Below are 23,114 nucleotides of genomic sequence, written 5' to 3' on the forward strand. Positions count from 1 at the left end.
GCTTAGATTCCTTCCGATTCTGAGCTGATGCTGTACGAACCCAGGAACTTGTCCAGCTCGGCCACCAGTGCGTCGTAGCCGTAGTTGCGGTAGGTGTACGCGCCGCGGACCACGAACGGCGCTCCGGCGTAGAACATCTCGTACTGCTGGTGCCGGCCGGCGAATTCGGAGCCGATGATGTCCCAGGCAAGCTTGAACAGTTTGACGCGTTCCTCGCTGGCGACGCCGGGGGACTGGACGTAGCGTTCCATGTCCGGCCGGGTCACGCTGCTGGTCATGTCCGCGATGCTCGAGGGCAACTGCAGTACGCCGCCGCCCACGAGGTCGCGGAGGATCGAGATCACGCGGGGGTACGTCTCCGATTGCAGGCCCATGGCCCCGTAAAGTGCCGCCTTTCCTGGAACCAGCATGCCGGCGTCGTCCGTCGTTGCGGTGTATTCGGCGGCGAGGACCGCGGACTCGACCGACTGCACAATCGCAGCCAGCTCGCCGAGCTTCTCCTGTACGCCGGGGATCTTGTCCGTACCGTTGACCTGCGTGACCTTGCGGGCCACCGAAGCGATGAACTTCAGCTTGGTGGAGAACCGGATTTGGGCCTGCCAGTTGCCCAGGGCGTGGGCGCCGGTGTCGAAGAACTGCCGGCGGAGGGTGTCGATGTTCCGGTTGATGAACACCCGGTCCCACGGGATGAGGACGTCGTCGAAGACCACCAGGGCGTCGGGCTCGTCGTAGTGGCTGGTGAGCGGGTAGTCGAAGTCGCTGGTGGCGGCCGGCGCGAACGGGCGGCGGCAGTACAGCTTCAGCCCGTCGGTGGCCACCGGAATGGCGAAGCTGACGGCGAAATCGACGTCGTCCGGCCCCAGCGGCTTGATGCAAGTGACAAACACTTCGTCGGCGATAGCCGCGCCGGTGGCCAGCATCTGCGAACCGCGGACAACAATGCCCTCCTCGGTTTCACGCACGACGCCGACCTGCAGGTATTCGCCTTCCCAGCCTGACGCTGTGGTTGCGCGGGAGACCTGCGGCGGAATGATCGCGTAGGAAAGGTACAGGTTCTCGGCCAGGACCTTCTTGTAGTAGCGCTCCACATTGCCGGCGAAGTCGCGTTCCTCGTTGGCGAACACCTCCGGGTGCGAGCCGAAAGCTGCGAAGAACGTACCGACGTGGTCAGGGCTCCGGCCTACCCAGCCGTGCGTGTGCTTGGCCCAGGTCTCGATGGCCTGGCGGCGCAGGACCAGTTCCTCCTGAGTGCGGGGAGCGGCGAACGTGCGGTTGGCTGGTCCGTTGATCTCCTCGGAGTGGAACTGCATGCCGTTGGCGGGGTCCGCTGCGATGTCGAAGAGTTCGGACATGGTGTGGGCAACCTTGGCGAAGGCCGGGTGTTCCAGCACGTTGCCGACCACCTCGCCGTCGAGGATCACCGTCCGGCCGTCGTTCAGGGACTTCAAATACTCTTTTCCGGTCCTCATCAGAGTGAGCCTTTCTTGATTTTGTAGTTATGTTCAATGGTGGTCCCATTCGGGAACGAGAGCTCCAACTTCCAGGAAGTTCCGTCGACGAACCTTCCGTTCAGGAGGGGAAGGGTGCCGCCGAGGCACAGGAAGTCGGCGTCACCGATGTCCGTGCGCGCCAGAAGGCGTTCGACGACGTCGGCCGGCTTGCGCAGGCCGCTCAGCGGACCCTCCTGGTACAGCTCGCCGTCCACCCAGGAGCGGGCCGTGCATTGGTCCAGGTCCAGCTCTTCCAGGTTTTCGACGGCGATCACCTCACCGGCGACGGGCTTGGGGCAAGCCCGCTTGGAATCGCCGATGTCCTCGGCCTCGATGTCACGGTCCGTGTGGTCCGAGCCGATGCCCAGGTAGAACTTGCCATCGTGACGGATGTAGAGGGGTTCGATCTCGCCGGAGGTCAGGTTGGTGCCGGTGTCGTGCTCGCCCGTGGTCTCGAAGAGGTCGGAGTCCATGCGGTAGAACATGGGTACTTCCGGAGGTGGTGCCACGCCGATGGCCGCGAGTTCGTCGATGTGGTGCTGCACGGCCTTGGGATCGCGGCCCGTGTAGCCTGCCACCACTGCGTGGAAGTCCGTGAGCGTGATTGTTGTGTCCGTGTCCACCACCCTGAAGGTCAGTGGGACTTGCCGTGTTGTTTCCATGGTTCTCCTAAACGGTCAAAGTTTGGTAGCTGGCGAGGCGATCGTTGATCACGGGGAATTCCTTGCGGACAGTGCTGACCTGGGCTGGGTCGATCTCCACCAGGAGCACGGACTCGCCTGCGTCAGCCTCCGCGAGCACGTTTCCGGCCGGGTCGACGACGCGGCTGTGTCCTCCCAGCTCCACGCCTTCCTGGCTGCCCGCCGCATTGCAGGCCACCACGAAGATCTGGTGTTCCAAGGCCCTCGCTGTGGTGAGCAGCCGCCAGTGTTCGCGCCGGGCTGCGGGCCAGGCTGCCGGGACAATGACGATTTCCGCGCCGCGACTGCTGAGCTCCATCCACAGTCCCGGGAAGCGGAGGTCGTAGCAGGTGATTCCGGCGGTAGCCCCGAAGGGGAGCTCCACTACCGGGAGCGAGGTTCCTGCCGTGAGCAGCTCGGCTTCCTTGGACTTGTAACCAAAGACGTGGATCTTGCGGTAGGTGTGGACCACGCTGCCATCAGGACCCAGCAGGATGGAGGTGTTGCTGAGCTGGCCGTTTTCTCCGGCCTCGATGATGCTGCCCACATGAAGGTGCACGCCCAGGTCCTTGGCCACCCGTGAGCACATGGAAACGGTGGGGCCGGAAAGGGTTTCTGCCAGGTCCGCGTATTCGTCGAAGTGGAAGTAGCCTGCACTCCACAATTCGGGGAGCACGATCAACTCAGCGTCCGTGATCTTCCGTAGAAGGGCTTCGACCCTGTCAATCCGGTCCTCACGGCTTTCGGTGTCCGGGCTTGCCACCTGGACGAGTGCGATTTTCATGCGTGTTCCTTACTTGCTGTTGAGGGGCTGTCCGCTGACGGGCTGTTCGTCCAGGTCACTCAGCCTGAGGCCCTTGGTTTCCTTCGCGAACATCACCGAGACCATGGAGATCAGGCCCATCGCTGCCAGGTAGATACCAATGGCGTAGCCGGTGCCGAAGGCGCTGTAGAGGGCCAAAGCGATGATGGGAGACAGGGAGCCGGCGATCAGCGACGCCAGGTTGTAGGCAACGGAGGTGCCGCTGTACCGGACATCTGTCGGGAACAGTTCGGAGAAGAAGGCGCCGATCACTGAGCTGTAGGCGGCGAAGATCAGCAAGCCACCGACCGCTGCGGCGATGATGCCCCACGCCTGGCCGGTGTTGAGCAACGCGAAGAACGCGAAGGCCCACACCACTGTGGCGATCGAGGCACCGATCATGATCGGTTTCCGGCCGACCTTGTCGGCGTAGAGGGCCAGGATGGGAATGGCGACGACGGCGACGGCCTGGCCGATCATGACGGCGGTCAGACCCGTTTGCCGCGGCTGGCCCATGATCTGGGTGACGTAGGTGATGATGAACAGCGAGTAGATGTAGAAGCCGGCGTTCTCGCCCATGCGGCTGCCGGTAGCGATGAGGATTTCGCGCCAGTTGCGGCGGAACAGGATGGCCAGGGGCATCTTGCGTTCTGTCGCTGCCTCGGCTTCGCGCTTGTGCTGTGCTTCCTTGAACAGCGGGGTCTCCTGCACATAAAGACGAAGTACCAAGCCAATGACCACCAGGAGTGCCGAGAGTCCAAAGGCTATGCGCCAGCCCCAGGCCAGGAATTCGCTTTCAGGCATGGTTGCGGCCAGGACGGCGAGCACACCGGCAGCCATGAGGTTGCCAAGGGGCGGACCCATGTTGGGCCATGAGGACCAGAATGCCCGGCGTGAGCTGTCGTTGCTGTGCTCGGAGACAAGGAGCACCGCGCCGCCCCATTCACCGCCGAGTGCGAAACCCTGGACCAGGCGAAGCAGCAGGAGCAGCAGCGGCGCTGCCAGGCCGATCGCCGCGTAGGCCGGGATAAAGGCGATGAGGGCAGTGGCGATGCCCATGAGCATGAGGCTTGCCACGAGCGTTGCGCGGCGACCGTGCTTGTCACCCAGGTGGCCCAGCACGATTGCACCGAGCGGGCGGGCCAGGAAGCCCGCGGCGAATGTGCCCAAGGCGAGCATGGTGCCTACCAGGGGATCATCCGTGGGGAAGTAGAGCTTGTTGAAAACCAACGCTGCGGCAGTGCCATAGAGAAAGAAGTCGTACCATTCGACGGCCGTCCCGGCCAGGCTCGAAGCTGCCACTACCGGCAGGCTTGAGTGTTTTTGCTGCCTCAGTTCTGCCTTCTTCAAATCGGTCATGTGGGGATCCTTTTGCGGGTGGGGACCTGGCGCTGGGGGAATGGCTCGGCCGGTCTCCCACGGAGATGAGGGGTTCCAAATCAGTGAGGGGGATCACTGGAATATGACTGTAGACTAGTTGTATACAACCTGTCTATACCCAATGTGCGTGAATGCGACTCGTATACTGGGCATCGCGAGAAAGGCTCTCCATGATCCAGACGACTCCCACTGCACAGTCGCAGCCCGAGGTGGCCTACCAGTGGATGAAAAGCTATATCTCCGCGATCCCGCGGGACGAGGAAACCTTCCTCAATGAGGCAGTCCTCGCCAAGTCCACCGGAACCTCGAGAACCCCTGTCCGAGAGGCGCTGCTGCGGCTCGAGGCTGAAGGTTTCGTCAAGCGCATTCCGCACAAGGGCGCCTACGTTCCGCCCATCTCGGATCCCGACGTGCGGGCCATCCTGCAAGCGCGATCAGTGGTGGAGAAGTGGGCCGTCCTGGCCTTGGAGTCCATGCCGGAGGGCCAGCTCGACGCTTTCCAACGCATCATCGACCAGCAGCGGGAAGCCAAAGACGATCCTGCCCGGTTCATCGAACTGGATACAGAGTTCCACACGCTCATGGTCCGCGCCGGGGCAAACCCCATCCTCGCCGACTTCTACGCCTCGTTGCGGCAGCGCCAACTCAGGATCGGCGTACGGGCGGTAACACAGGAGACTGACCGCGCCGGTGATGTGCTCAGGGAGCATCAGTTGATCGTGGATGCCCTCCGCAGCCGCAGCATTGAGGCCGCGCACCAGGCTATCGACGCCCACCTGGACTCCACGCGATGGGCGGTCATCGGGTACTAGTCCTCGCTGTGCAGCTCCCGCTGACGCGCGCTGAGCAGCTCAAACTCAGGCCGGGCAGCCACGAACCGTTCAACGGCGTCGAGCATTCGCTGAAGGTGGGCGTGATCGGGAGCCACCAGCGCGACGCCGATCATGGCCCGGCGATGCTGGTCCTGCAGCCCGGTCTCGGCCACAGAGACCTCGAACCGCCGCTTCAGTTCGGCCACCAATGGGCGCACCAGTGAGCGCTTCTCCTTGAGGCTGTGAACGTCGCCCAGCAGCACGTCGAATTCGATCCACCCGATCCACATAAACCCCATTCAACAGCAACGCGGGGTCACTTAAGGCCCATGTCAGGGGCTTTTATGGGCCATAAGTGACCCCGCGTTGCGTCTTGACGGAATCTTGATCAAATGCAGCAAGGCGTCTTGAGTTCTGCCCGGCAGTGTCTATGAGGTTGGCCCAAACAGGCCACTGACTCATCCGCTGCTAGTTACCCAGGACTGACATCGTGACCCAAAGCCCTGCCAGAACCCGTGCCCGATCGCGCACCGCCACCGTCCTGCTGGCGTGCGTCGCAACCCTCGCCGTTTCCGCCGTGACCGCCCCGATGGCTGCAGCCGACACCGGGCAAGGAGCCGTGATCAAGCCGTCATCCAGCGTCTCGGCGATGGCAGGACAGGTGGAGCAAACTGTTGTGGTGCCGGTGACCGCGGGACTGGAACCCACACGGATCAAGGGCAGCATCTTGGTGTCCGGGAAGCCGGAAGGGACGGTCCGCGCAACCGTCAACGGCAGGGTCATCTTGGAAGCCAACGCTGCAGCCACTGTTGCCTTGGACCAGGCAGTCAGCAATGCAGATGTCGTTAACCAGCAACTGACCGTGGGCCTTCAGTTCATTCCCGCCACGCAGACCATGTGTGTCGTCTCCAATGCGACGGCCACTCTAAACAACCTTGCCGTCGACTTCTCCGGAACCGCGAAGGTTCCCACCACGGTGGGCGAGTTCTTCCCGGCGTCCGTGCCCGCCGTCGTGCTTCCCGTCCCGGCGGATCCGGGTGCGGACGTTTCCGCGGCGGTCATGACGGCCTCTGCCGCTATGGCGCACCGCTACCCGGATGCCTCCATCAGCGTGGTCCCGGAAATCGGACTTGCCGCCCGTGCCGCGGGTCTTCCAGCAGGAAGCCGGGTGCTGAGCGTGGTGGGCGACCAAGGTGGAACGAGCACCACGTTGGCCACTGTGGCAGGCCTCCCGCAGCTCATCCTCAGCGGCCATGACGACGAACTCCGCACCGCCGCACGTGCGCTGGCCAGCGACAAGACGGCGCTCGCGGTGACCTCGTCCGTGAGCGGTCTGACATCCGCCTTGCCTGCGACGCCGGGACTGAATCGAAGCCTCAAAGACCTCGGAAGTACCACGCTGAAGCTGGCCGGTTACGGCACCCCGGAGTCCTACGTCGGCGTTAGCCAGTCGCAGTTCGGCGGGCCGGTCCAGTCGGTGAAAGTGCAGCTCAAAGGGACCCACACGGCTGTCCCCGCGAATGGCCAGGCCCAGCTTTCGGTCTTCTGGAACGATTACCTGCTCAGTTCCAAGAACCTCGACGGCGGTGACAGCTTCTCGCTGGAAGCCGAAGTACCTGCCGGGCAGCTTCAGGCGAACAACGGCCTCCGGATCCGGCTCGCGGCACTGCCTGCGGGAGGCGATTGCACAGGACCTGCCGGTGTGATGCCCATGGAGGTCACCCTGGACACCGCCGGCAGCACGCTGACCGCCGTCCGGGGTGGTTCCCTGAAGGCCGGGTTCGCCCGCTTCCCCCAGGCACTGGGGCAGAGCGTTCCCGTGGCCTTCGGTGACGGGAACGCACAGGCAAACACCGTCAATGCGGCCACGCTGATCGCATCGATGCAGAAGGAGAGCGCCACACTTCTGGATACCCGGGTGGTGGGTCTGGATGCCCTTGCCGGCTCCAGTGAGTCCGGGCTGGTGGTGGGTGCCACGGGTGAAGTGGCCAACAAGCTCTCCGCACCGCTGCGGCTGGCTGAGTTCCGCACCATCGCACCGGACGACGTCGAATACGGCGTGGGCACCTCGGCCCCGTTTGGCGTGTTGGAAGCGTTCGAACAGGGCGGCCGCGACCTGTTGCTTCTCGGTGCCTGGGCTCCGGACGGAAACCCTGCGGCAGCTGCTTTGCAGGCCTCGCTGACCTCGCACATCAGCGGTGTTGAAGGTGGTTGGGCGTCGTTGTCGCGCAACCTGCTGGTCACGCAGCCCTCGGGCACACCGGTCCTTTTGGAAAGCAACGTGGTGGTCCCACAAAAGGCGGTAACGGACGACTACCGCCCCTACGCCTGGTGGATCGGTGCCGCCGTGCTGGTTCTGGGCCTCGCGTTCGCCGTGCGGACCGTTCTCCTGCGGCGTCGTGCCAAGGAAGCCCACGCCTACGTGGACGCCGAGGTGAAAGCAACCGAGCCGGGCCATGGCAACTGACCTTGCCACGAGCCGCCGGGCTGCCCATCGGAAGCCCGCGCTGCAGTCCCTGACAACGCGGCTCACGTGGGGCTGGGACAGGCTGGGTGCCCCGGTAAACGGCCGGAAGGTGCCTGGTACCCGGATCGTGGCGGTGGTGTCCGCAGTCGTTGGGTACCTTGCCTGCCTGTACACCATTGGCCACGGGACCAACCTGGATTACTCCGATGCCCAGAGCCACCTGACCATTGCCCGGCGCATCTTCGACAGCAAAGCGCCCGGCTTTGAGCAGCTTGGCACGGTGTGGCTGCCTATGCCCCACCTTCTCCTGGCGCCGTTCGTGCTGAACATGTGGTTGTTCAGCTCAGGCTGGGCCGCCGGGCTGTTGGGCATTCTGGCCCTCTCCGGCACGGCCACCGGGTTGTACTTGATCGCAGCCCGCCTCGGCCTGGGCAGGGCCGGGCGCATGGCAACCACACTGGTGGTCCTGGCCAATCCTGCGGTCCTCTACGTTTACACGACGGCGCTGACAGAGCCCGTGCTGATCATGTGCATTGTGGGCGGCATGGCAGGGCTGGCACACTGGGCCACCAGTCGTCGTCGGATGAGTGCCGGTGAGCTGGCGGTTTTCGCGGGTATCCCGTCGGCGGCGGCCGTGTTGTCCCGTTACGAGGGATGGGCGCTGGTGATGACGGGGACGCTGTTCGTGCTGATCGTCTCCAAGCGACGCACCGGACAATGGCGTGAGGCCCTCACCATGGCCGGCGGCTACGTGATGATTCCTGCTGCGGCGGTGCTTTGGTGGCTTTCCTACAACTGGGCCATTTACGGCAACCCGCTGGAGTTCATGTTCGGGCAGTACTCCGCTTACGCGCAGCAGAAAAACATCACCGACGGCGGTCTGTTGCCTACCAAGGGAAACCTGGGACTGACGCTGACTACTTTCCACTGGTCGTTGGTGGAGACCGCCGGTGTGGTGGTCCTCGCGCTGGCGGTGTGCGGCGCCGTCGTCCTGGTCCTGAGGCGGGGCTTCGCCAACAGCACCCTCCTGGTGGCGGTGACCGGCAGCGCCTACGCTTTTGCCTTGTTGAGCCTGTTCCTGGGCCAAACCGCCATCAACAACGACCATTCTCTGCCGACCACGTGGTGGAACAACCGCTTCGCACTGACGGCGCTGCCCCTGGTGGCCATCCTGGTGGCTGTGTTCGTGCATGAACTGGCGCGGCCCATCAGGCTCCGGCCGTGGCTGATCGGGGGTTTGCTGGCCGCATTGGTGGCACAGAACGTGTGGTGGAGCGACAATCCCACAGTCCGGCTCGCGGTCCTTGCCGAAGGCCGGATGTCCGCTGAATCGACCACCAATTCCACCGCCGCCGCCCGCTGGCTGAACGAACACTACGAATCGGGAGGCATCCTGATGGACGAGAGTGCGCGGGGGAACGCGGTGCTTCCCGTCATGGGCATCCCGCTGAAGGAGATCTACAACAGGGCCTCGGGGGATTACTTCGCTCCGGCGCTGGAGGATCCGGCCAAGTATGCCAAGTGGGTCTTCGTCAACGTTGAGGCCGGTACGGGGGCAAGGGACTCCGGACCCACCGACCTCGTCTACCAGGCCATCCTCAAGAACCCGTCTTTCGGCGTGCGCTATTCCGTGGCGTTTTCCACGCCCACGCACCGGATCTATGAAAGGTCCTTCGATTCATGACGCCCCTTTCCCAAGCCAACGGGCAACTCAACCGGCAGTCCATCGGCCAGACACTGCTGGCCGCCGGCCTGGTGACGCCTGAGCAACTGCAGCGGGCACTGGACCGTGCCGCGAGCGAAGGTGGGCTGCTGGGACGGCACCTGATCCTGGAAGCCGGTTTGGACCGCCGTCGAATTTATGAAGTCCTGGCGCGGCAGTGGGACGCGCCGCTGGTCGACCTGGTTGCCGAGCCGACCGATGACGGTTTGATGGAACAGCTCAACTTCAGCGAACTTGGCGAACCGCAGTGGTTGCCATGGCGGTTCGACGACGGCGTCCTCACCGTGGCCACGGCCGTCGCCCCGTCCGAGCGCATCGCCACGGAAGCGGCCGCGAAGTTCGGGGCGACCGACGTCGAATTCCGCACCACCACGGACTGGGACATCAACCAGTCCATCCAGCGTTCCTTCCGGCGGCACCTTCTGTACGAATCCGCCGAGCGCCTGGCCGAGGAAAGGCCGGGGGAGTCGGCCCGTATCGCGCTGACGCCATGGCAGCGGTACCTTCCGGTGGTCCTTGTTGCAGCGATCATGGTGGGCTTCGTGATCTCCCCGCTGACGGCGGTCATTGTGCTTCTCACGGGCGCGAACGTGGTTTTCCTGATCAGCATCGCGTTCAAATCCTTGGCCAGTCTTCGGAGGCCTTTCGACAAACTTCACGAGGCAGCCGTGGTCCGGGCCCGGAACAGGGAGCGTGCGCGGCGAGGGCTTCCGCCCGTGGCAGCCGAACGGATTCCCGATTCCGAGCTGCCCGTCTACACCATCCTGGTTCCCGTGTTCCGTGAAGCGAACATCATCGACAAACTCCTGACGAACCTCGGGCAGCTGGACTACCCCCGGTCAAAGCTGGACGTCCTGGTCCTGCTGGAAGAAGACGACGCCGAGACCATCGCCGCAGCCAAGGCATCCAGGCCGCCGGAGTACGTACGCATCCTCATTGTTCCCAGGGGCGAGCCACAGACGAAGCCCCGGGCGTGCAACTACGGATTGACCTTCGCCAGGGGTGAGTACGTGGTGATCTACGACGCCGAGGACCGGCCGGACCCGGGGCAGCTGCGGGCGTCCATTGCGGCCTTCAAACAGGACGAGTTCGAGCGGCAGCACCTGAACCCCAACCGCAAACCCCTGATCTGCGTCCAGGCCGCTCTGAACTACTTCAACGCGGACCAGAACGTCCTCACCAGAATGTTCACCATCGAGTACACCCACTGGTTCGATTCGATGCTGCCGGGCCTGGACAACTCCGGGATTCCGCTGCCCTTGGGCGGCACTTCCAACCACTTCGTCACCGCACTCCTCAAGGAAGTCGGCGCGTGGGATCCGTGGAACGTGACCGAAGACGCGGACCTTGGGCTCAGGGCGGCCGTGGACGGTTACCGCGTTGGCGTCATCAACTCCACCACCTGGGAGGAAGCCTGTTCCCAGGTTCCTGCCTGGATCAAGCAACGCACCCGTTGGATCAAGGGCTACATGATCACGTCTGCCGTGAACACCAGGAACTCCCTGAGGTACATGAAGAGCACGGGCGTGGCCGGAACTATCGGCTTCCTGGGGCTGATCCTCGGCACACCCCTGGCCTTCCTTGCCTATCCCTTGGTGGTCGGTTTTACGGTGGTGACCTACATCGGGTACGACATCGTAGGGCTGGTGCTGCCGGAGTGGTTGCTGGCCGGAGGCGTGGTGTCCATGCTGTTCGGCAACGCCATGATGATCATCGTTTCCGGGGTGACTACCCTGCACAGGCACGGCTGGCGCATCGCCATCTTCGCTTTGCTGAACCCGTTTTACTGGGTGCTCCACTCGGTGGCGGCGTGGCGCGCAGCGTGGCAGATGCTTACGAGCCCCCACAAATGGGAGAAGACCCCGCATGGGCTGGACGCGGAATTCCACGACGACGGCCACTGGGTGGCGTAATCAACGCACCTGATCTTGAGCAAATCTTGAGCAAATGCCGCACAGAGGTTGAGTAAGCAGCGCCACACTGAATCCAAAGCCGACGGATGACCAGCTGAGGGGGTTGGACACGGTGCTCGATTCGTTTTCGGTAAGAGTCGCCCTGGGCGTGGTCACTGTGACTCTCCTGGTGTTGTTCTGCACCTCCTTCCGCCGCACCCGCTCGCCGTATGCCGGATGGTGGAGCCTGGCTCTTCTGGAGTTCATGGCCGGCAACGCCGCCTTCCTGCTCAACGGGACTCCCCACCAGCAATGGGCCAACCCTGCCGGAAACGTCCTGGTGGTGGCCGGAGCCTTCAGTGTCTGGGCCGGAGCCCGTTCCTTGCGGGACCTCAAGACAGCGCGTTGGCAGTTGGCTGCCGCTCCGGCCCTTACGGCAGTTGCTTCTGTCCTCGAGAACCCCGCCACCAATGTCTGGTCCGGCGGTTTCGTGTACCTGGCGATGATGACCACGGGCATTGCCCTGGCTGCGCGGGACCTATGGCTGATCAAGGCTTCGCACTCACAAGTCCACAAGGCGTTGTCACTCGCTGCGGGTCTGCTCGCCGTCTATTACCTGGGCCGCTGGGCCGTCTATGCGGTGGAAGGGCCGGACAGCGGGACCTTTCGGAGCTACTTTGGTCCCGGACCCTCGGGCTTGGTTTCCCTGGTGCTGCTGGTGACGGTGTCGTTCAGCATGACCGCCCTGACCAGTGACCAGCTCATCAAGGGTTTGAAGGAACGGGCTGACCGGGACCACCTGACAGGCCTGCTCAACCGGGGCACCTTCCTGGAGCTGGCCACCACGGAACTCAACCGGCTGCACTCCACAGGATCGGGCGCCGCCGTGGTGCTGGCTGATCTTGACCACTTCAAGGCGGTCAACGACGAATACGGGCATGGTGCAGGGGACGAAGCGTTGAAAGCCTTCGCCGGAGCCTGCGCCGAATCGGTCAGGGCCACGGATCTCATTGGACGGTACGGCGGAGAGGAATTCATCCTTTTCCTGCCGGGAGCCACCCAGGACCGTGCCGAGAGCATCGCCGTCGAAATCAGCCGCCGGATCGCGGGCATGCGCACGCCAGAGGGTGTCCGGTTCCCCACCATCAGTTACGGAGTGACGTCCAGCATCTCAACAGGCGCCGATCTGAACTTCATGATCGAGGTAGCTGACGCAGCGCTTTACAGTGCCAAGGCACAAGGACGAAACAGGATTGTAGGAGCCGACCGCCTCGAGGCGGCCACTATCGCGGATGAGGCACGATCATGACCGTTAACCAACTGACCACCAGGATCCAGGTCCAGCACAACCAGGAATTGTCCGTGTTCAGGCGGGACATCACCAGTGCCCCCTACAAAGCCGGAACGGCCACTTCCTTGAATGCGGACCGGCGCTCGGTGCGGATGGGGCCGGTCCAGTCCGTGGAGGATGGAAACGCCAACCTGACCATCGTGGCCGACGTCGAAGGGCTGGCCTGGTTCACGGCGGACAAGGGTCTCCTGGGCAGCTGCATCACGCTTTCCATTGCCGGCCACCGGCGCAACACCGGCACACGCGTCCACCTTCCTCTGGCTGAATGCGATGCCTGGATCGAGGCGATCTTCGGCGGATCGTGGATCAGCCATGTGTACCGTATGGGGACCATGGCCAAGCCCGACGGCCGGCTGGACATCGCCTCCTACCGCTTGTTCCTGGACGAGCACCGAAACCCCGTTCCCAAGCCCCAGTCCGTAGCCGACATGTCGCTGCGCAGCCTGGATGAATCGTGACCAGCACCGTGCCGCCCGGGCTGGTTTCCACCGATGACGATCCACGAATACGGCGCCTGGAACGGCAGGTCCGGGCGCTCATGGAGGAACTGCACCACGTCAGGAAAGAACAACGCCACGATGCCCTCACCGACTCCCTGACGGGCGTGGGTAACCGGCTCGCCTTGGCACGCGCCTTTAGGGAGGCCACAGAGGCCGCAGCCAAAGGCGGCGCCCCGCCCGCATTGATCCTCCTGAACCTGGACGGCTTCACGTCCCTGAAGAACTCGGCAGGCCACGCGGCGGCGGACCAGGTTCTGGTCACCGTCGCCATGCGCATCCGGTCGGCAGTCCGGGAGAACGACGTCGTCACCCGCCTGGGTGGCGACGATTTCGCTGTTTTGATGCCCGCCACCCCGCAAGCCCGGGCCACCGCCGTCGGGAACCGCATCATGGCCGCGCTGGAACCGAACATCGACCTCGGCAACAACAGCGTCCAGTGCGCCGCCAGCATGGGTTTGCGCGTCGCGGAACCGCACCACACCCTGGAGGACTTGCTCCAGGAGGCCGGCTTCGCCCTGGAGGAATCCAAGGCCGAGGGCAGGAACAAGCTCAAACTGTTTGATCCGGTGACCCTCCACTTCCGGCAGCTCCAGCGCCAGATTGTGGGCGACCTCCGGGAAGGGATCCGGTCGGACCAGTTGGTCCTTTACTACCAGCCCATCGTGGACCTTGGCACGGGCAAGCTTGAAGGTTGCGAAGCCCTGGTCCGATGGAATCACCCAATCCATGGCCTGATCATGCCGGATCAGTTCATTCCCGTTGCCGAGGCTACCGGGTTGATCGCAGAACTGGGCCGGTGGGTCCTGCGCACAGCCATGCGCCAGCTCCGTCAGTGGCGGAACAACCCGGCAACGCTGCAGCCGGCTTTTTCCATGCGCATTAACGTCTCAGCCGCGGACCTTCAAAGCCTCGAGTTCGTGGACGACGTGCGCGATGTGCTGATGGAAGAAGGACTGTCCCCGGATTCCCTGGTGCTGGAGCTTACTGAAAGCGCCATCATCCGGAACAACGAGCTTGACCGTTACACCCTGATGAGCCTGCACAGGCTGGGGGTAGGCCTTGAGATCGACGACTTCGGCGCAGGGTATTCCTCGATGGGCTACCTGCGGAAACTGCCGGTGGACCGGGTGAAGGTGGACCGCCAGTTCGTGAAGGACCTGGCGAATGACCCTTCCCAACTGGAGTTCGTGGCAGCGATACAGCAGGTCATTCGTTCGTGCGGGCTTGAGGGTGTTTGGGAAGGGATCGAGACCGCCCGGGAGGCAGAGTTGCTCAGGAGCATCGGCTGCACCAGCGGACAAGGCTATTACTTCGGCAAGCCCGTGCCGGGGCCGGAGTTCACTGGGCTGCTGGAAACCAACCGTAGCTGGCCCTCTTAAACAAACAACGCGGGGTCACTTATGGCCCATCCCGGAGGGATTTACCGGCCATAAGTGACCCCGCGTTGCTTCAGGAGCTAGCCGAAGTACTTCGGCAGGGTTGCTTCGTGGGCTTCGCGGAGGGCATCCAGCGAGAGCTCGTCCACGCCGTTGATCTCCAGCTTTCCACCGGCAGCGTCCACAACGCCGATCCGGAGGTGGGCGAAGCCGCGGGCCGTGCACATGTCCTTGAAGCGGACTTCCTCGGAGCGCGGCACGGACACGATCGCCCGGGCCTGGGACTCGGAGAACAGCGCCGTGAACAGGTCCACGCCGTCGCGCTCCATGAGTTCCTCAAGGGCGATGCGGGCGCCGACGCCGTAACGGAGCGAGGACTCGACCAGGGCAGCCGCGAGGCCACCTTCGGAGAGGTCGTGCGCTGCGTCAACCATGCCGTCGCGGGAAGCGTTGATCAGGATCTGGCCCAGTTCACGCTCCGCTGCGAGGTCGACCTTCGGCGGCAGGCCGCCGAGGTGTCCGCGCAGGTTGGACCACTCCGAGCCGTCCAGCTCAGCTGCCGTGGTACCGAGCAGGTAGATGGCCTGGCCATCTTCGCGCCAGCCCGACGGCGTACGGCGGGCGACGTCGTCAAGCTTGCCCAGGACTGCCACGACAGGGGAGGGGTGGATCGGCGTGGTGCCGGTCTGGTTGTACAGGGAAACGTTGCCGCCCGTGACCGGGATGCCGAGTTCCATGCAGGCGTCCGAGAGGCCACGGATGGCCTCGGCCAGCTGCCACATGACATCCGGGTCCTCGGGGGAGCCGAAGTTCAGGCAGTCGCTGACGGCCATCGGCACAGCGCCGGAGGTGGCGACGTTGCGGTAGGCCTCGGCCAGGGCAAGCTGTGCACCCTGGTAGGGCTCGAGGTAGGTGTAGCGGCCGTTGGCGTCGGTGGCCAGGGCAACACCCAGGCCGGTTTCTTCGTCAACGCGCACCACGCCGGCGTCGTCCGGGAACGCCATGGCAGTGTTGCCGCCAACGTAGCGGTCGTACTGCTTGGTGATCCAGGACTTGCTGCACATGTTCGGCGATGCAACGAGTTCGGTCACGGCTGCTGCCAGTTCGGACGGAGCCGACGGGCGGCCTGCGTCCTCGACGGAACCGGTGAAGGAGTTCGACTGGACCGAGTCCTGCCACTCCGGGCGGGCGAACGGACGGTCGTAGACCGGGCCGTCGTGCGCTACGGTGCGGGGGTCGACGTCGACAATTACTTCGCCTTCCCAGGTGATGATGAGGCGGCCGGTGTCGGTGACTTCACCCAACCAGGAGTACTCAACGGCCCACTTGTCCATGACGGCTTCGAAGGCTTCGATGTTCTCCGGGGTGACCACGGCCATCATGCGTTCCTGCGACTCGGACATGAGGATTTCGCCCGGGGTCAGCGTGGGGTCGCGCAGGAGCACGGAGGTCAGCTCAACCTGCATGCCGCCGTCGCCGTTGGAAGCGAGCTCGGACGTGGCGCAGGAGATGCCTGCCGCGCCGAGGTCCTGGATGCCTTCGACCAAAGAGCCCTTGAAGAGCTCCAGGCAGCATTCGATGAGGACCTTCTCAGCGAAGGGGTCGCCCACCTGGACTGCGGGGCGCTTGGAGGGCTTGGTGTCGTCGAAGGACTCCGAAGCCAGCACCGAAGCGCCGCCGATGCCATCGCCGCCGGTGCGTGCACCGAAGAGGACCACCTTGTTGCCCTTGCCGGAGGCGTTGGCCAGGCGGATGTCCTCATGGCGCATGACGCCCACGGCCAGCGCGTTCACCAGCGGGTTGCCCTGGTAGACGGAATCGAAGACCATTTCGCCGCCGATGTTCGGCAGGCCGAGGCAGTTGCCGTAGCCACCGATGCCGGCAACGGCACCGTGCATGACGCGTGCGGTGTCCGGGTGGTCGATGGCGCCGAAGCGCAGCGGGTCCATCACGGCAACCGGACGGGCGCCCATGGAGATGATGTCCCGGACGATGCCGCCGATGCCGGTCGCGGCACCCTGGTAAGGCTCAACGAACGACGGCGAGTTGTGGGACTCGATCTTGAACGTCACGGCCCAGCCGTCGCCCAAGTTGGTCACGCCGGCGTTTTCGCCGATGCCCACCAGCATGTCCTTCTTCATTTCCTCGGTGACCTTCTCGCCGAACTGGCGGAGGTGGTTCTTGGAGGACTTGTAGGAGCAGTGCTCGCTCCACATGACGGAGTACATGGCCAGTTCGGCGCCGGTGGGGCGGCGGCCAAGGACCTTGACGATCTCGTCGAATTCGTTCTGCTTCAAGCCCAGCTCGGCCCAGGGAAGTTCCGTGTCCGGGGTCTTGGCAGCGTGCTCAACGGTGTCGATGTTGAACTTCTTGGTGGTTTCCGTGGTCACTTGTCGCCTCCCACAATCTTGGTCAAAACGGAGGTGAAGAAACCGAGGCCGTCGGTGTCGCGGGGAGCACCATCGAGCGACTCGGGACCGAAGCCGGCTTCAACAGCGTGCTCGGGGTGCGGCATGAGGCCCACGACGTTGCCGGCGGCATTGGAGATACCGGCGATGTCGCGGCGGGAGCCGTTCGGGTTGAAGCCCACGTAGCGGAACACCACGCGGCCCTCAGCCTCAAGGGCATCCAGGGTCTTCTCGTCAGCGATGTACTGGCCGTCCTGGTTCTTCAGCGGCACGATGATTTCCTGGCCATCGGCGTAGTCCACGGTCCAGGCGGTGTTGGCGTTTTCCACGCGCAGCGTCTGGTCGCGGCAGATGAACTTCAGGTGGTCGTTCTTGATCATGGAACCGGGCAGCAGGTGCGACTCGGTCAGGATCTGGAAGCCGTTGCAGATGCCCAGGACAGGCAGCTTGGCGTCGGAGTTGGCGGCGTCGATGATCTTGGACATCAGCGGCGCGAAACGCGAGATGGCGCCGGCGCGGAGGTAGTCGCCGTAGGAGAAACCACCGGGGATGATGACAGCGTCAACGTCGCCGAGGTTTTCGTCCGCGTGCCAGAGCGACACCGCCGTGCCACCGGCAAGACGCACTGCACGTGCGGCGTCGCGGTCGTCAAGGGTGCCGGGGAAGGTGACGACGCCGATCTTGGCGCCTGCCAGCCGGGGCTCCGCGGCGACGGCCACGGCCTCGCCAATCAGGGGGATGGAAGTCATATCAGGCCTCGACGACCTCGACGTTGACGACATCCTCGATCACCGGGTTTGACAGGAGGGTCTCGGCTGCTTCGCGGGCCTGGGCCAGAATAGCGTCGGTCACCTCGCCGTCGACCGTCAGTTCGAAGCGCTTGCCCTGGCGGACTGCGCTGAAGCTGTTGAAGCCGAGGCGGGGCAGTGCACCCACGATGGCCTTCCCCTGGGGGTCCAGAATCTCGGGCTTGGGCATGACGTCAACGACGATCCGGGGCATCCGGTAACTCCTGTGCGTGAGTTGGGTGAACCTTAAATAAGGCTGCCGCGGAGGTGCCGTCTCACGCCGTTCAGCCGCGTTCAAACATCGTGGTCAACACAGGGTTGACCGCGGTTGTGAACAGCATTGTTTGAACGGCATGAGGGCGCTCCGCGAGCTTGCACAACCATTCTACCGGGAGCGGCGCTCATACCCTATTCAGCATGATTCTGCGAGGACACCCCGCCGTTACGGCGGAAATTGAGCCATTTGAAGGCTCGACGGCGGCCCTTGGGGGCGGCTGTCGGCGCTGGCCGCGCCGGGCTGGCGTCACTAGGATTGGCCCATGGCTGAGAAACCGAAATCGATGGTGCTGGGCGTCGTGGCCGCTGCCGTTTTTGCGGGCTTGGGCCGCATGGTCATCCAGAAGATCAAGGCTGACCTGGCTGCCCGGGATCATCGGGTCACCGCCCCTTTGGATGCCGAGACGCGGGCAAAAATCAGCGAGGCCCTGCGCGGGCCCCGATAAGCACTGCGGCAGCCTGGGAATAGCGCACGTACAAATGCGCTATTCCAACCGGTTGAACACCGTGAATCCGGCGTATTTTGGAGTTACATGCGGGGGTTCACCCCCCCTGGTAAGACAAAGACAACCAGGAGGAACGATGACCGATCACATTGCAGAAGTATCCGCCTGCAGCGTTGGCAGCTGCGGATTCAACCACGACGGCTGCACGGCTTTTGGGATCACCATTGGCGGTACCCAGGACCACGCTTCCTGCGCAACGTTCATTGACACCAATGCCATGGGCGGACTTCCCAAGGTCTTGGCCCACGTTGGCGCCTGCCAGCGGTCCGAGTGCGTCCACAACAACAACCTCCTGTGCGAGGCCCACGATGTCAGGGTTGGGCCGGGCCGTGAAGCCGCCGACTGCCTGACCTACGAGCACGCCTGATTCTTCCGACAACCCGAACGCGGGCCCGCCCTCCTGAGGAGGACGGGCCCGCTTTTTGGTGCGGGTGCACCTCCCGGTCGCTACCCGGCCACCTGGTTCGTCAGTGGCTTTCCTTCCTTCAGTGCATTGACGTTGGCCGTGACCAACGGACCTGCACCCTTGGGCCGGTTGCCCGCAACGTGGGGTGTGATGATCAGGTTCGGAGCGGTCCACAGCTCCGAATCGGCGGGCAGTGGCTCCACCTTGGTCACGTCCAGGGCGGCAGCGCGCAACCGTCCCTCCCGCAAAGCCGCGAGCAGCGCGTCCTCGTCCACAGTGGCACCGCGGCCCACATTGACGAACACCGCGCTCGCCGGGAGCTGACGCAGAACCTCTTCATTGAGGGCGTCGGCGGTTTCCGGGGTTGCGGGCAGGATCGAAATCAGCACATCCGTGGATCCCAGGACTTCGTGGAACTCATCTGCCGCCACCACCGGGAAACCGTAGCGTTCGCCCTTGGAACTTGCGACGCCGGTGACCTTCGCCCCCAGTGCGGCCAGCAGGGGAGCCAGCCGCCCTGCGATGGAACCGAAGCCCCAGATGGTGACCTTGGCGCCGTCGAGCGTGTAGAGCTGCTCGGTGGCGGGATCGGACTGGGCGGTGTTGTACGGCTGGTTCCACGTGGCGGCTTTTTGGGATTCCAGGAGGACGTCCAGGCGCCGGACAGCTGCCAAAACCAGGGCGAGGGCGTGTTCCGCCACGGGTCCGTCGTGAAGCGAGCGGCCCGAGGTAATGGCCACGGAGTCGGCGAACCCGGCGGCCAAGACGGAGTCCGGTCCTGCCGCGAGAGTTTGGACCAACCGCAGGGAGGGCATCTCCTTGGCGGCGCCGGCGAGGTTCTCCGTGGTGTTGCGCCAGACCACCAGGACTTCCGCGTCACGGTGCGCGCTGGGGATGGGCTGGTCCACCTGGTACACCACGATGTCCTCTCCTGAAGCGTCGAGGCTGGCGAGGTCGAGGTCGATGGTGTCCGGGACGAGGATTTTCACTGCGGCTCCATGGGTTCGAGGCGGTTTTGGCTCTTTCCCGAGGCTACAGCTTTGCCGGCGCCTGAGCTTTCCCGCGCTTCATCCCTAGCAATGTGACGCCGAGCACCCTATGGTTGTAGGACGTTCGACGTAGCACGTAACACGAACGTCCTGCTTGTATCCGAGAAAGGACCCTGGATTTGAGATCCTCATCCCCCGCACCGCTAGCCCGCTTGGTAGTGGCCGGAGCCCTTGGCGTTGGCCTGCTGGCCGGGCTGGGACTGCCTGCAACCGCCGCCCCCCTTCCGCCCACCGACCCCTCGGCCGCACCTGGGTCTTTCACCGAGGCCAACATCGCAGCGGACCGCACCGCTGCCAACTTCTTCTACCGGATCCCCGCCCTGACTTACCTGGGCAACAACGTGGTTCTTGCCGCCTGGGACGGACGTCCCGGCTCGGCCGCCGACGCGCCCAACCCGAACTCGATCGTCCAGCGGCGCAGCACCGACGGCGGCCGGACGTGGGGACCCGTGCAGGTCATTGCCGCCGGTCATGTGGGAGATGCCAGCGGGCCAAAGTATGGCTACAGCGACCCCTCCTACATTTACGACGCCGAGGCGAACAAGGTCTTCGCATTCTTCGTCTACTCCAAGGACCAGGGCTTCGGCGGCAGCCAGTTCGGCAACGACGACGCCGACCGGACGGTGATCTCTTCCGCGGTCATCGAGTCCTCCGATGGCGGACTCACCTGGAGTCAGCCCCGGCTCATTACCAACGTCACCAAGCCCGGCACCAGCAAGAGCAGCCCGGTTGCGGGGGATGTCCGTTCCAACTTCGCTTCCTCCGGCGAAGGTATCCAGCTCAAGTACGGCCCCTACAAAGGACGACTGATCCAGCAGTACGCCGGTGACGTCCGCCAGGCCGATGGCACCAACAAGATCCAGGCGTACAGCGTCTACTCGGATGACCACGGCGTGACGTGGAAGAAGGGTGCCAACGTCGGCGACCGGATGGATGAGAACAAGACCGTCGAGCTCTCCGATGGGCGGGTGCTCCTGAACTCCCGCGACAACGCCAACCAGGGTTACCGCAAGGTGGCCGTTTCCACCGACGGCGGAGCCACCTATGGCCCGGTCACGCAGGACACGGAGCTTCCGGATCCCGCCAACAACGGCTCCATCGCGCGGATGTTCCCGAATGCGGCGCAGGGTTCGGCGGATGCGAAGAAGCTCATTTTCACCAACGCCAATTCCAAGACCGGCCGGGAGAACGTCTCGGCGCGCGTGTCATGCGATGACGGTGCAACGTGGCCCGGTGTGCGGACCATCCGCTCCGGCTTCTCTGCCTACTCCACTGTTACCCGTCTGGAGGACGGCAAGTTCGGCGTTCTTTACGAGGGCAACTACACGGACAACATGCCCTTCGCTAAATTCGACGACGCCTGGCTGAACTACGCCTGCGCGCCGCTGTCCGTCGCCGCGGTCACCACTGCGCCGGGGGCTACCCAGCAGGTTGCCGTCACCGTGACCAACCAGGAAACCACCACGCTCAGCGGTGCCAACGCGACTATCCACACGCCAACAGGTTGGTCAGCCACCACGGTGCCTGTTCCTTCCCTGGCTCCAGGCGCCTCGGTCACCGTCAATGTGGCCCTGACGGCGCCTGCAAATGCCAGCGGCCCGCAGAACCTCAACGCAGCATTCACGACGACGGACGGCCGGGTTTCGCAGTACACCTTCACCGCCACGGTGCCGGTGGCGCCGCAGGTAGGCCTGACCATTACAGGGACGGCACCCACCCGCGATGTTGTCGCCAACCCGTACCAGGTGGGCGAGCAGCTCAGCTATTCGCTGAACGTCAAGAGCACCTCCAACGTCACAGCCAACTCGGTGCCACTTTCCGGGACGTTCGACTCCGGCTTCCTGCCGCCGTCGGCCCCCAACTGCCGGTACAACAACCTTGCCGCCGGTGCCAGCTACAACTGCACCACCGCCAAGCACGTGATCACGGCAGCGGACCTCGAGCGTGGCTACTTCGTCCCGGAGGCGAGCTTCAGCATCACCTCAAGCACGACGCCGTCACTCACCAAAACAGTGCCGTTCACAGGCGCTGCGGTCGCCTTGCGCGACGGGTTGGTAACGGCCGACATCAGCGGGGCGAGGGCCGACGTCGGACGTGACCTCGCAACCCAGCCCTATGCGGCAGGCGACCTTGTCCCGTACACGTTCACCGTCAAGAACACGAGCCCACTCACGGAGAAAGTAGTTCCTACGGCCGGCAACTTCAGCCCGTTCCTGCCTGAAGGCCCGGGCAACTGCCGCTACCTCTCCCTGGCGGCCGGGCAGGGCTACCAGTGCACGACACCACGCCATACCGTCACAACCCAGGAGGCCGCGCAGGGCTTCTTTGTTCCGGACACGACGTGGGAGGTCAGTGCCCCGGGTCAGAGCACCAAAACGTACCAGCTCAACGGGGGCGAGGTGGACCTCAAGGTCCGGGATGCCGCGCTTTCTGCAGCAGTCTCCGCCGAGTGGAAGGACGCGGACGGCGACCGCTTCGCCAGTGTCGGCGACCCCGTGACGTACACCTACACCGTGGGAAATGCGGGCAACGTGGACGTGAATGGGGTTGAAGCTCCCGCGGCCGGGATCTCGCTTGCTTCCCTTGCTGCCGGTGAAAGTGTGACCACGACGCGCGAGCATGTGCTGACGGCCGGCGACGTCGCTGCCGGGTCACTCGCTGCGGTGGCTTTCGAAGCGAGTGGGAACAATGGTTCCAAGGAGGTTGCAGCTGCGGCCGAGGCCGATGCCCTGGAATTGAAGGTCCAGCCTGCCCGGCCGTCGGAGGAACCGCAGCTGACGGTGCAGGACTTCGATGGCCAGACGGCTCCGTTCGACCTGGGGACCGCGGACAAATACCGCAACGGACAAAAGGTGGCTCTTGAGGGCCTGGAGTACGGACAGTGGTATTACGTGTACCTCAACAAGAACAGTTACCGTTTGGGCTGGATTTTCCCCACGACGGACAACACCGTGGAATTCATTCTTCCCTCGGACGTGAAGAATGGCCGGGATGATGTTGTGGTGCTCGATAAGGACGGCAAGCAGGTTTCCTTTGACCGCTTGCAGGTGACGCCCAAGGGCTGATTCTGGCGTGCGGGAACGGCAATGGGCCGCAGGGTTGATCTCTGCGGTCCGTTGCTGCTTTTTGTGACGGCACGCTGGGGCGTGACAAGACAAATTAATCAAAATGTGCTTTATGTCATATTCGGCTCTCACTAGATACTCTA

General features: G+C 64.0%; 19 protein-coding genes. 10 read left to right on the plus strand and 9 right to left on the minus strand.

Annotated elements, in window-relative coordinates; genetic code table 11:
- Positions 1 to 2: 2 nt before the first annotated feature.
- From PQ627_RS12175 to PQ627_RS12190, 4 genes are read right to left on the minus strand one after another with little or no spacing between them, the layout of a single operon-like run.
- Positions 3 to 1,469 carry a 4-hydroxyphenylacetate 3-hydroxylase family protein gene (locus PQ627_RS12175; protein WP_274261318.1) on the minus strand — a complete coding sequence of 489 codons (1,467 nt, stop codon included), beginning with the start codon at positions 1,467 to 1,469 and terminating at the stop codon, positions 3 to 5.
- On the minus strand, positions 1,469 to 2,152 hold the full coding sequence (locus PQ627_RS12180; protein ID WP_274261320.1) for a DUF2848 family protein: 684 nt from the start codon (positions 2,150 to 2,152) through the stop codon (positions 1,469 to 1,471). Before PQ627_RS12180 ends, PQ627_RS12175 begins: the two co-directional genes overlap by 1 nt.
- A gap of 7 nt (positions 2,153 to 2,159) precedes the next feature.
- Positions 2,160 to 2,954 carry a carbon-nitrogen family hydrolase gene (locus PQ627_RS12185; RefSeq protein WP_274261323.1) on the minus strand — a complete coding sequence of 265 codons (795 nt, stop codon included), beginning with the start codon at positions 2,952 to 2,954 and terminating at the stop codon, positions 2,160 to 2,162.
- A 9-nt stretch (positions 2,955 to 2,963) separates the two neighbouring features.
- A complete protein-coding gene (locus PQ627_RS12190; RefSeq protein ID WP_274261325.1) occupies positions 2,964 to 4,331 on the minus strand; it encodes an MFS transporter in 1,368 nt (455 codons plus the stop codon).
- Positions 4,332 to 4,522: 191 nt separating this feature from the next.
- Here PQ627_RS12190 and PQ627_RS12195 point away from each other — a divergent pair, with 191 nt between their 5' ends.
- Positions 4,523 to 5,164 (plus strand): GntR family transcriptional regulator, encoded by a 642-nt coding sequence (locus PQ627_RS12195; protein WP_274261327.1) that lies wholly within the window; start codon positions 4,523 to 4,525, stop codon positions 5,162 to 5,164.
- On the opposite strand, the gene PQ627_RS12200 is transcribed toward PQ627_RS12195, so the two are convergent.
- Positions 5,161 to 5,454, minus strand: coding sequence for a DUF503 domain-containing protein (locus PQ627_RS12200; protein WP_274261329.1), 294 nt, complete (start codon positions 5,452 to 5,454; stop codon positions 5,161 to 5,163). The genes PQ627_RS12195 and PQ627_RS12200 overlap by 4 nt on opposite strands.
- A gap of 200 nt (positions 5,455 to 5,654) precedes the next feature.
- On the opposite strand from PQ627_RS12200, the gene PQ627_RS12205 reads away from it, so the two are divergent.
- From PQ627_RS12205 to PQ627_RS12230, 6 genes are all read left to right on the plus strand, one after another.
- Positions 5,655 to 7,631 (plus strand): cellulose biosynthesis cyclic di-GMP-binding regulatory protein BcsB, encoded by a 1,977-nt coding sequence (locus PQ627_RS12205; RefSeq protein WP_274261330.1) that lies wholly within the window; start codon positions 5,655 to 5,657, stop codon positions 7,629 to 7,631.
- Positions 7,621 to 9,315: an ArnT family glycosyltransferase gene (locus PQ627_RS12210; RefSeq protein WP_274261332.1), complete on the plus strand. Its 1,695-nt coding sequence runs from the start codon at positions 7,621 to 7,623 to the stop codon at positions 9,313 to 9,315. The genes PQ627_RS12205 and PQ627_RS12210 overlap by 11 nt, the downstream gene beginning before the upstream one ends.
- Complete coding sequence (locus PQ627_RS12215) at positions 9,312 to 11,267, plus strand: glycosyltransferase (protein WP_274261335.1); 1,956 nt, start codon at positions 9,312 to 9,314, stop codon at positions 11,265 to 11,267. The genes PQ627_RS12210 and PQ627_RS12215 overlap by 4 nt, the downstream gene beginning before the upstream one ends.
- A 103-nt stretch (positions 11,268 to 11,370) precedes the next feature.
- A complete protein-coding gene (locus PQ627_RS12220; RefSeq protein WP_274261337.1) occupies positions 11,371 to 12,555 on the plus strand; it encodes a GGDEF domain-containing protein in 1,185 nt (394 codons plus the stop codon).
- A complete protein-coding gene (locus tag PQ627_RS12225) occupies positions 12,552 to 13,055 on the plus strand; it encodes a hypothetical protein (protein WP_274261339.1) in 504 nt (167 codons plus the stop codon). The genes PQ627_RS12220 and PQ627_RS12225 overlap by 4 nt, the downstream gene beginning before the upstream one ends.
- Positions 13,052 to 14,476, plus strand: a complete 1,425-nt coding sequence (locus tag PQ627_RS12230; protein WP_274261342.1) for a putative bifunctional diguanylate cyclase/phosphodiesterase — start codon at positions 13,052 to 13,054, stop codon at positions 14,474 to 14,476. Before PQ627_RS12225 ends, PQ627_RS12230 begins: the two co-directional genes overlap by 4 nt.
- A 77-nt stretch (positions 14,477 to 14,553) precedes the next feature.
- Here PQ627_RS12230 and purL read toward each other — a convergent pair whose 3' ends face one another.
- From purL to purS, 3 genes are read right to left on the minus strand one after another with little or no spacing between them, the layout of a single operon-like run.
- The gene (gene purL / locus PQ627_RS12235) at positions 14,554 to 16,863 is read right to left on the minus strand and encodes a phosphoribosylformylglycinamidine synthase subunit PurL (RefSeq protein ID WP_144661419.1); all 2,310 of its coding nucleotides are present in this window, start codon (positions 16,861 to 16,863) and stop codon (positions 14,554 to 14,556) included.
- Positions 16,860 to 17,630: a phosphoribosylformylglycinamidine synthase subunit PurQ gene (gene purQ, locus PQ627_RS12240; protein ID WP_144661420.1), complete on the minus strand. Its 771-nt coding sequence runs from the start codon at positions 17,628 to 17,630 to the stop codon at positions 16,860 to 16,862. The genes purL and purQ overlap by 4 nt, the downstream gene beginning before the upstream one ends.
- Position 17,631: 1 nt before the next feature.
- Entirely contained in the window at positions 17,632 to 17,883 is a 252-nt protein-coding gene (gene purS, locus PQ627_RS12245; RefSeq protein ID WP_011773385.1) for a phosphoribosylformylglycinamidine synthase subunit PurS, read from the minus strand.
- A gap of 325 nt (positions 17,884 to 18,208) precedes the next feature.
- On the opposite strand from purS, the gene PQ627_RS12250 reads away from it, so the two are divergent.
- On the plus strand, positions 18,209 to 18,391 hold the full coding sequence (locus PQ627_RS12250) for a hypothetical protein (protein WP_144661421.1): 183 nt from the start codon (positions 18,209 to 18,211) through the stop codon (positions 18,389 to 18,391).
- Positions 18,392 to 18,527: 136 nt separating this feature from the next.
- On the plus strand, positions 18,528 to 18,818 hold the full coding sequence (locus PQ627_RS12255) for a DUF1540 domain-containing protein (protein WP_274261365.1): 291 nt from the start codon (positions 18,528 to 18,530) through the stop codon (positions 18,816 to 18,818).
- Positions 18,819 to 18,898: 80 nt separating this feature from the next.
- Here the strand turns inward: PQ627_RS12255 and PQ627_RS12260 are convergent, their stop codons facing one another.
- Positions 18,899 to 19,846 carry an NAD(P)-dependent oxidoreductase gene (locus tag PQ627_RS12260; protein ID WP_274261367.1) on the minus strand — a complete coding sequence of 316 codons (948 nt, stop codon included), beginning with the start codon at positions 19,844 to 19,846 and terminating at the stop codon, positions 18,899 to 18,901.
- Positions 19,847 to 20,025: 179 nt separating this feature from the next.
- Here PQ627_RS12260 and PQ627_RS12265 point away from each other — a divergent pair, with 179 nt between their 5' ends.
- Positions 20,026 to 22,971 carry an exo-alpha-sialidase gene (locus PQ627_RS12265; RefSeq protein WP_274261370.1) on the plus strand — a complete coding sequence of 982 codons (2,946 nt, stop codon included), beginning with the start codon at positions 20,026 to 20,028 and terminating at the stop codon, positions 22,969 to 22,971.
- Positions 22,972 to 23,114 lie beyond the last annotated feature (143 nt).

This window comes from Paenarthrobacter sp. AB444, assembly GCF_028736865.1.
Taxonomy (GTDB): Bacteria; Actinomycetota; Actinomycetes; order Actinomycetales; family Micrococcaceae; genus Arthrobacter; species Arthrobacter nicotinovorans_B.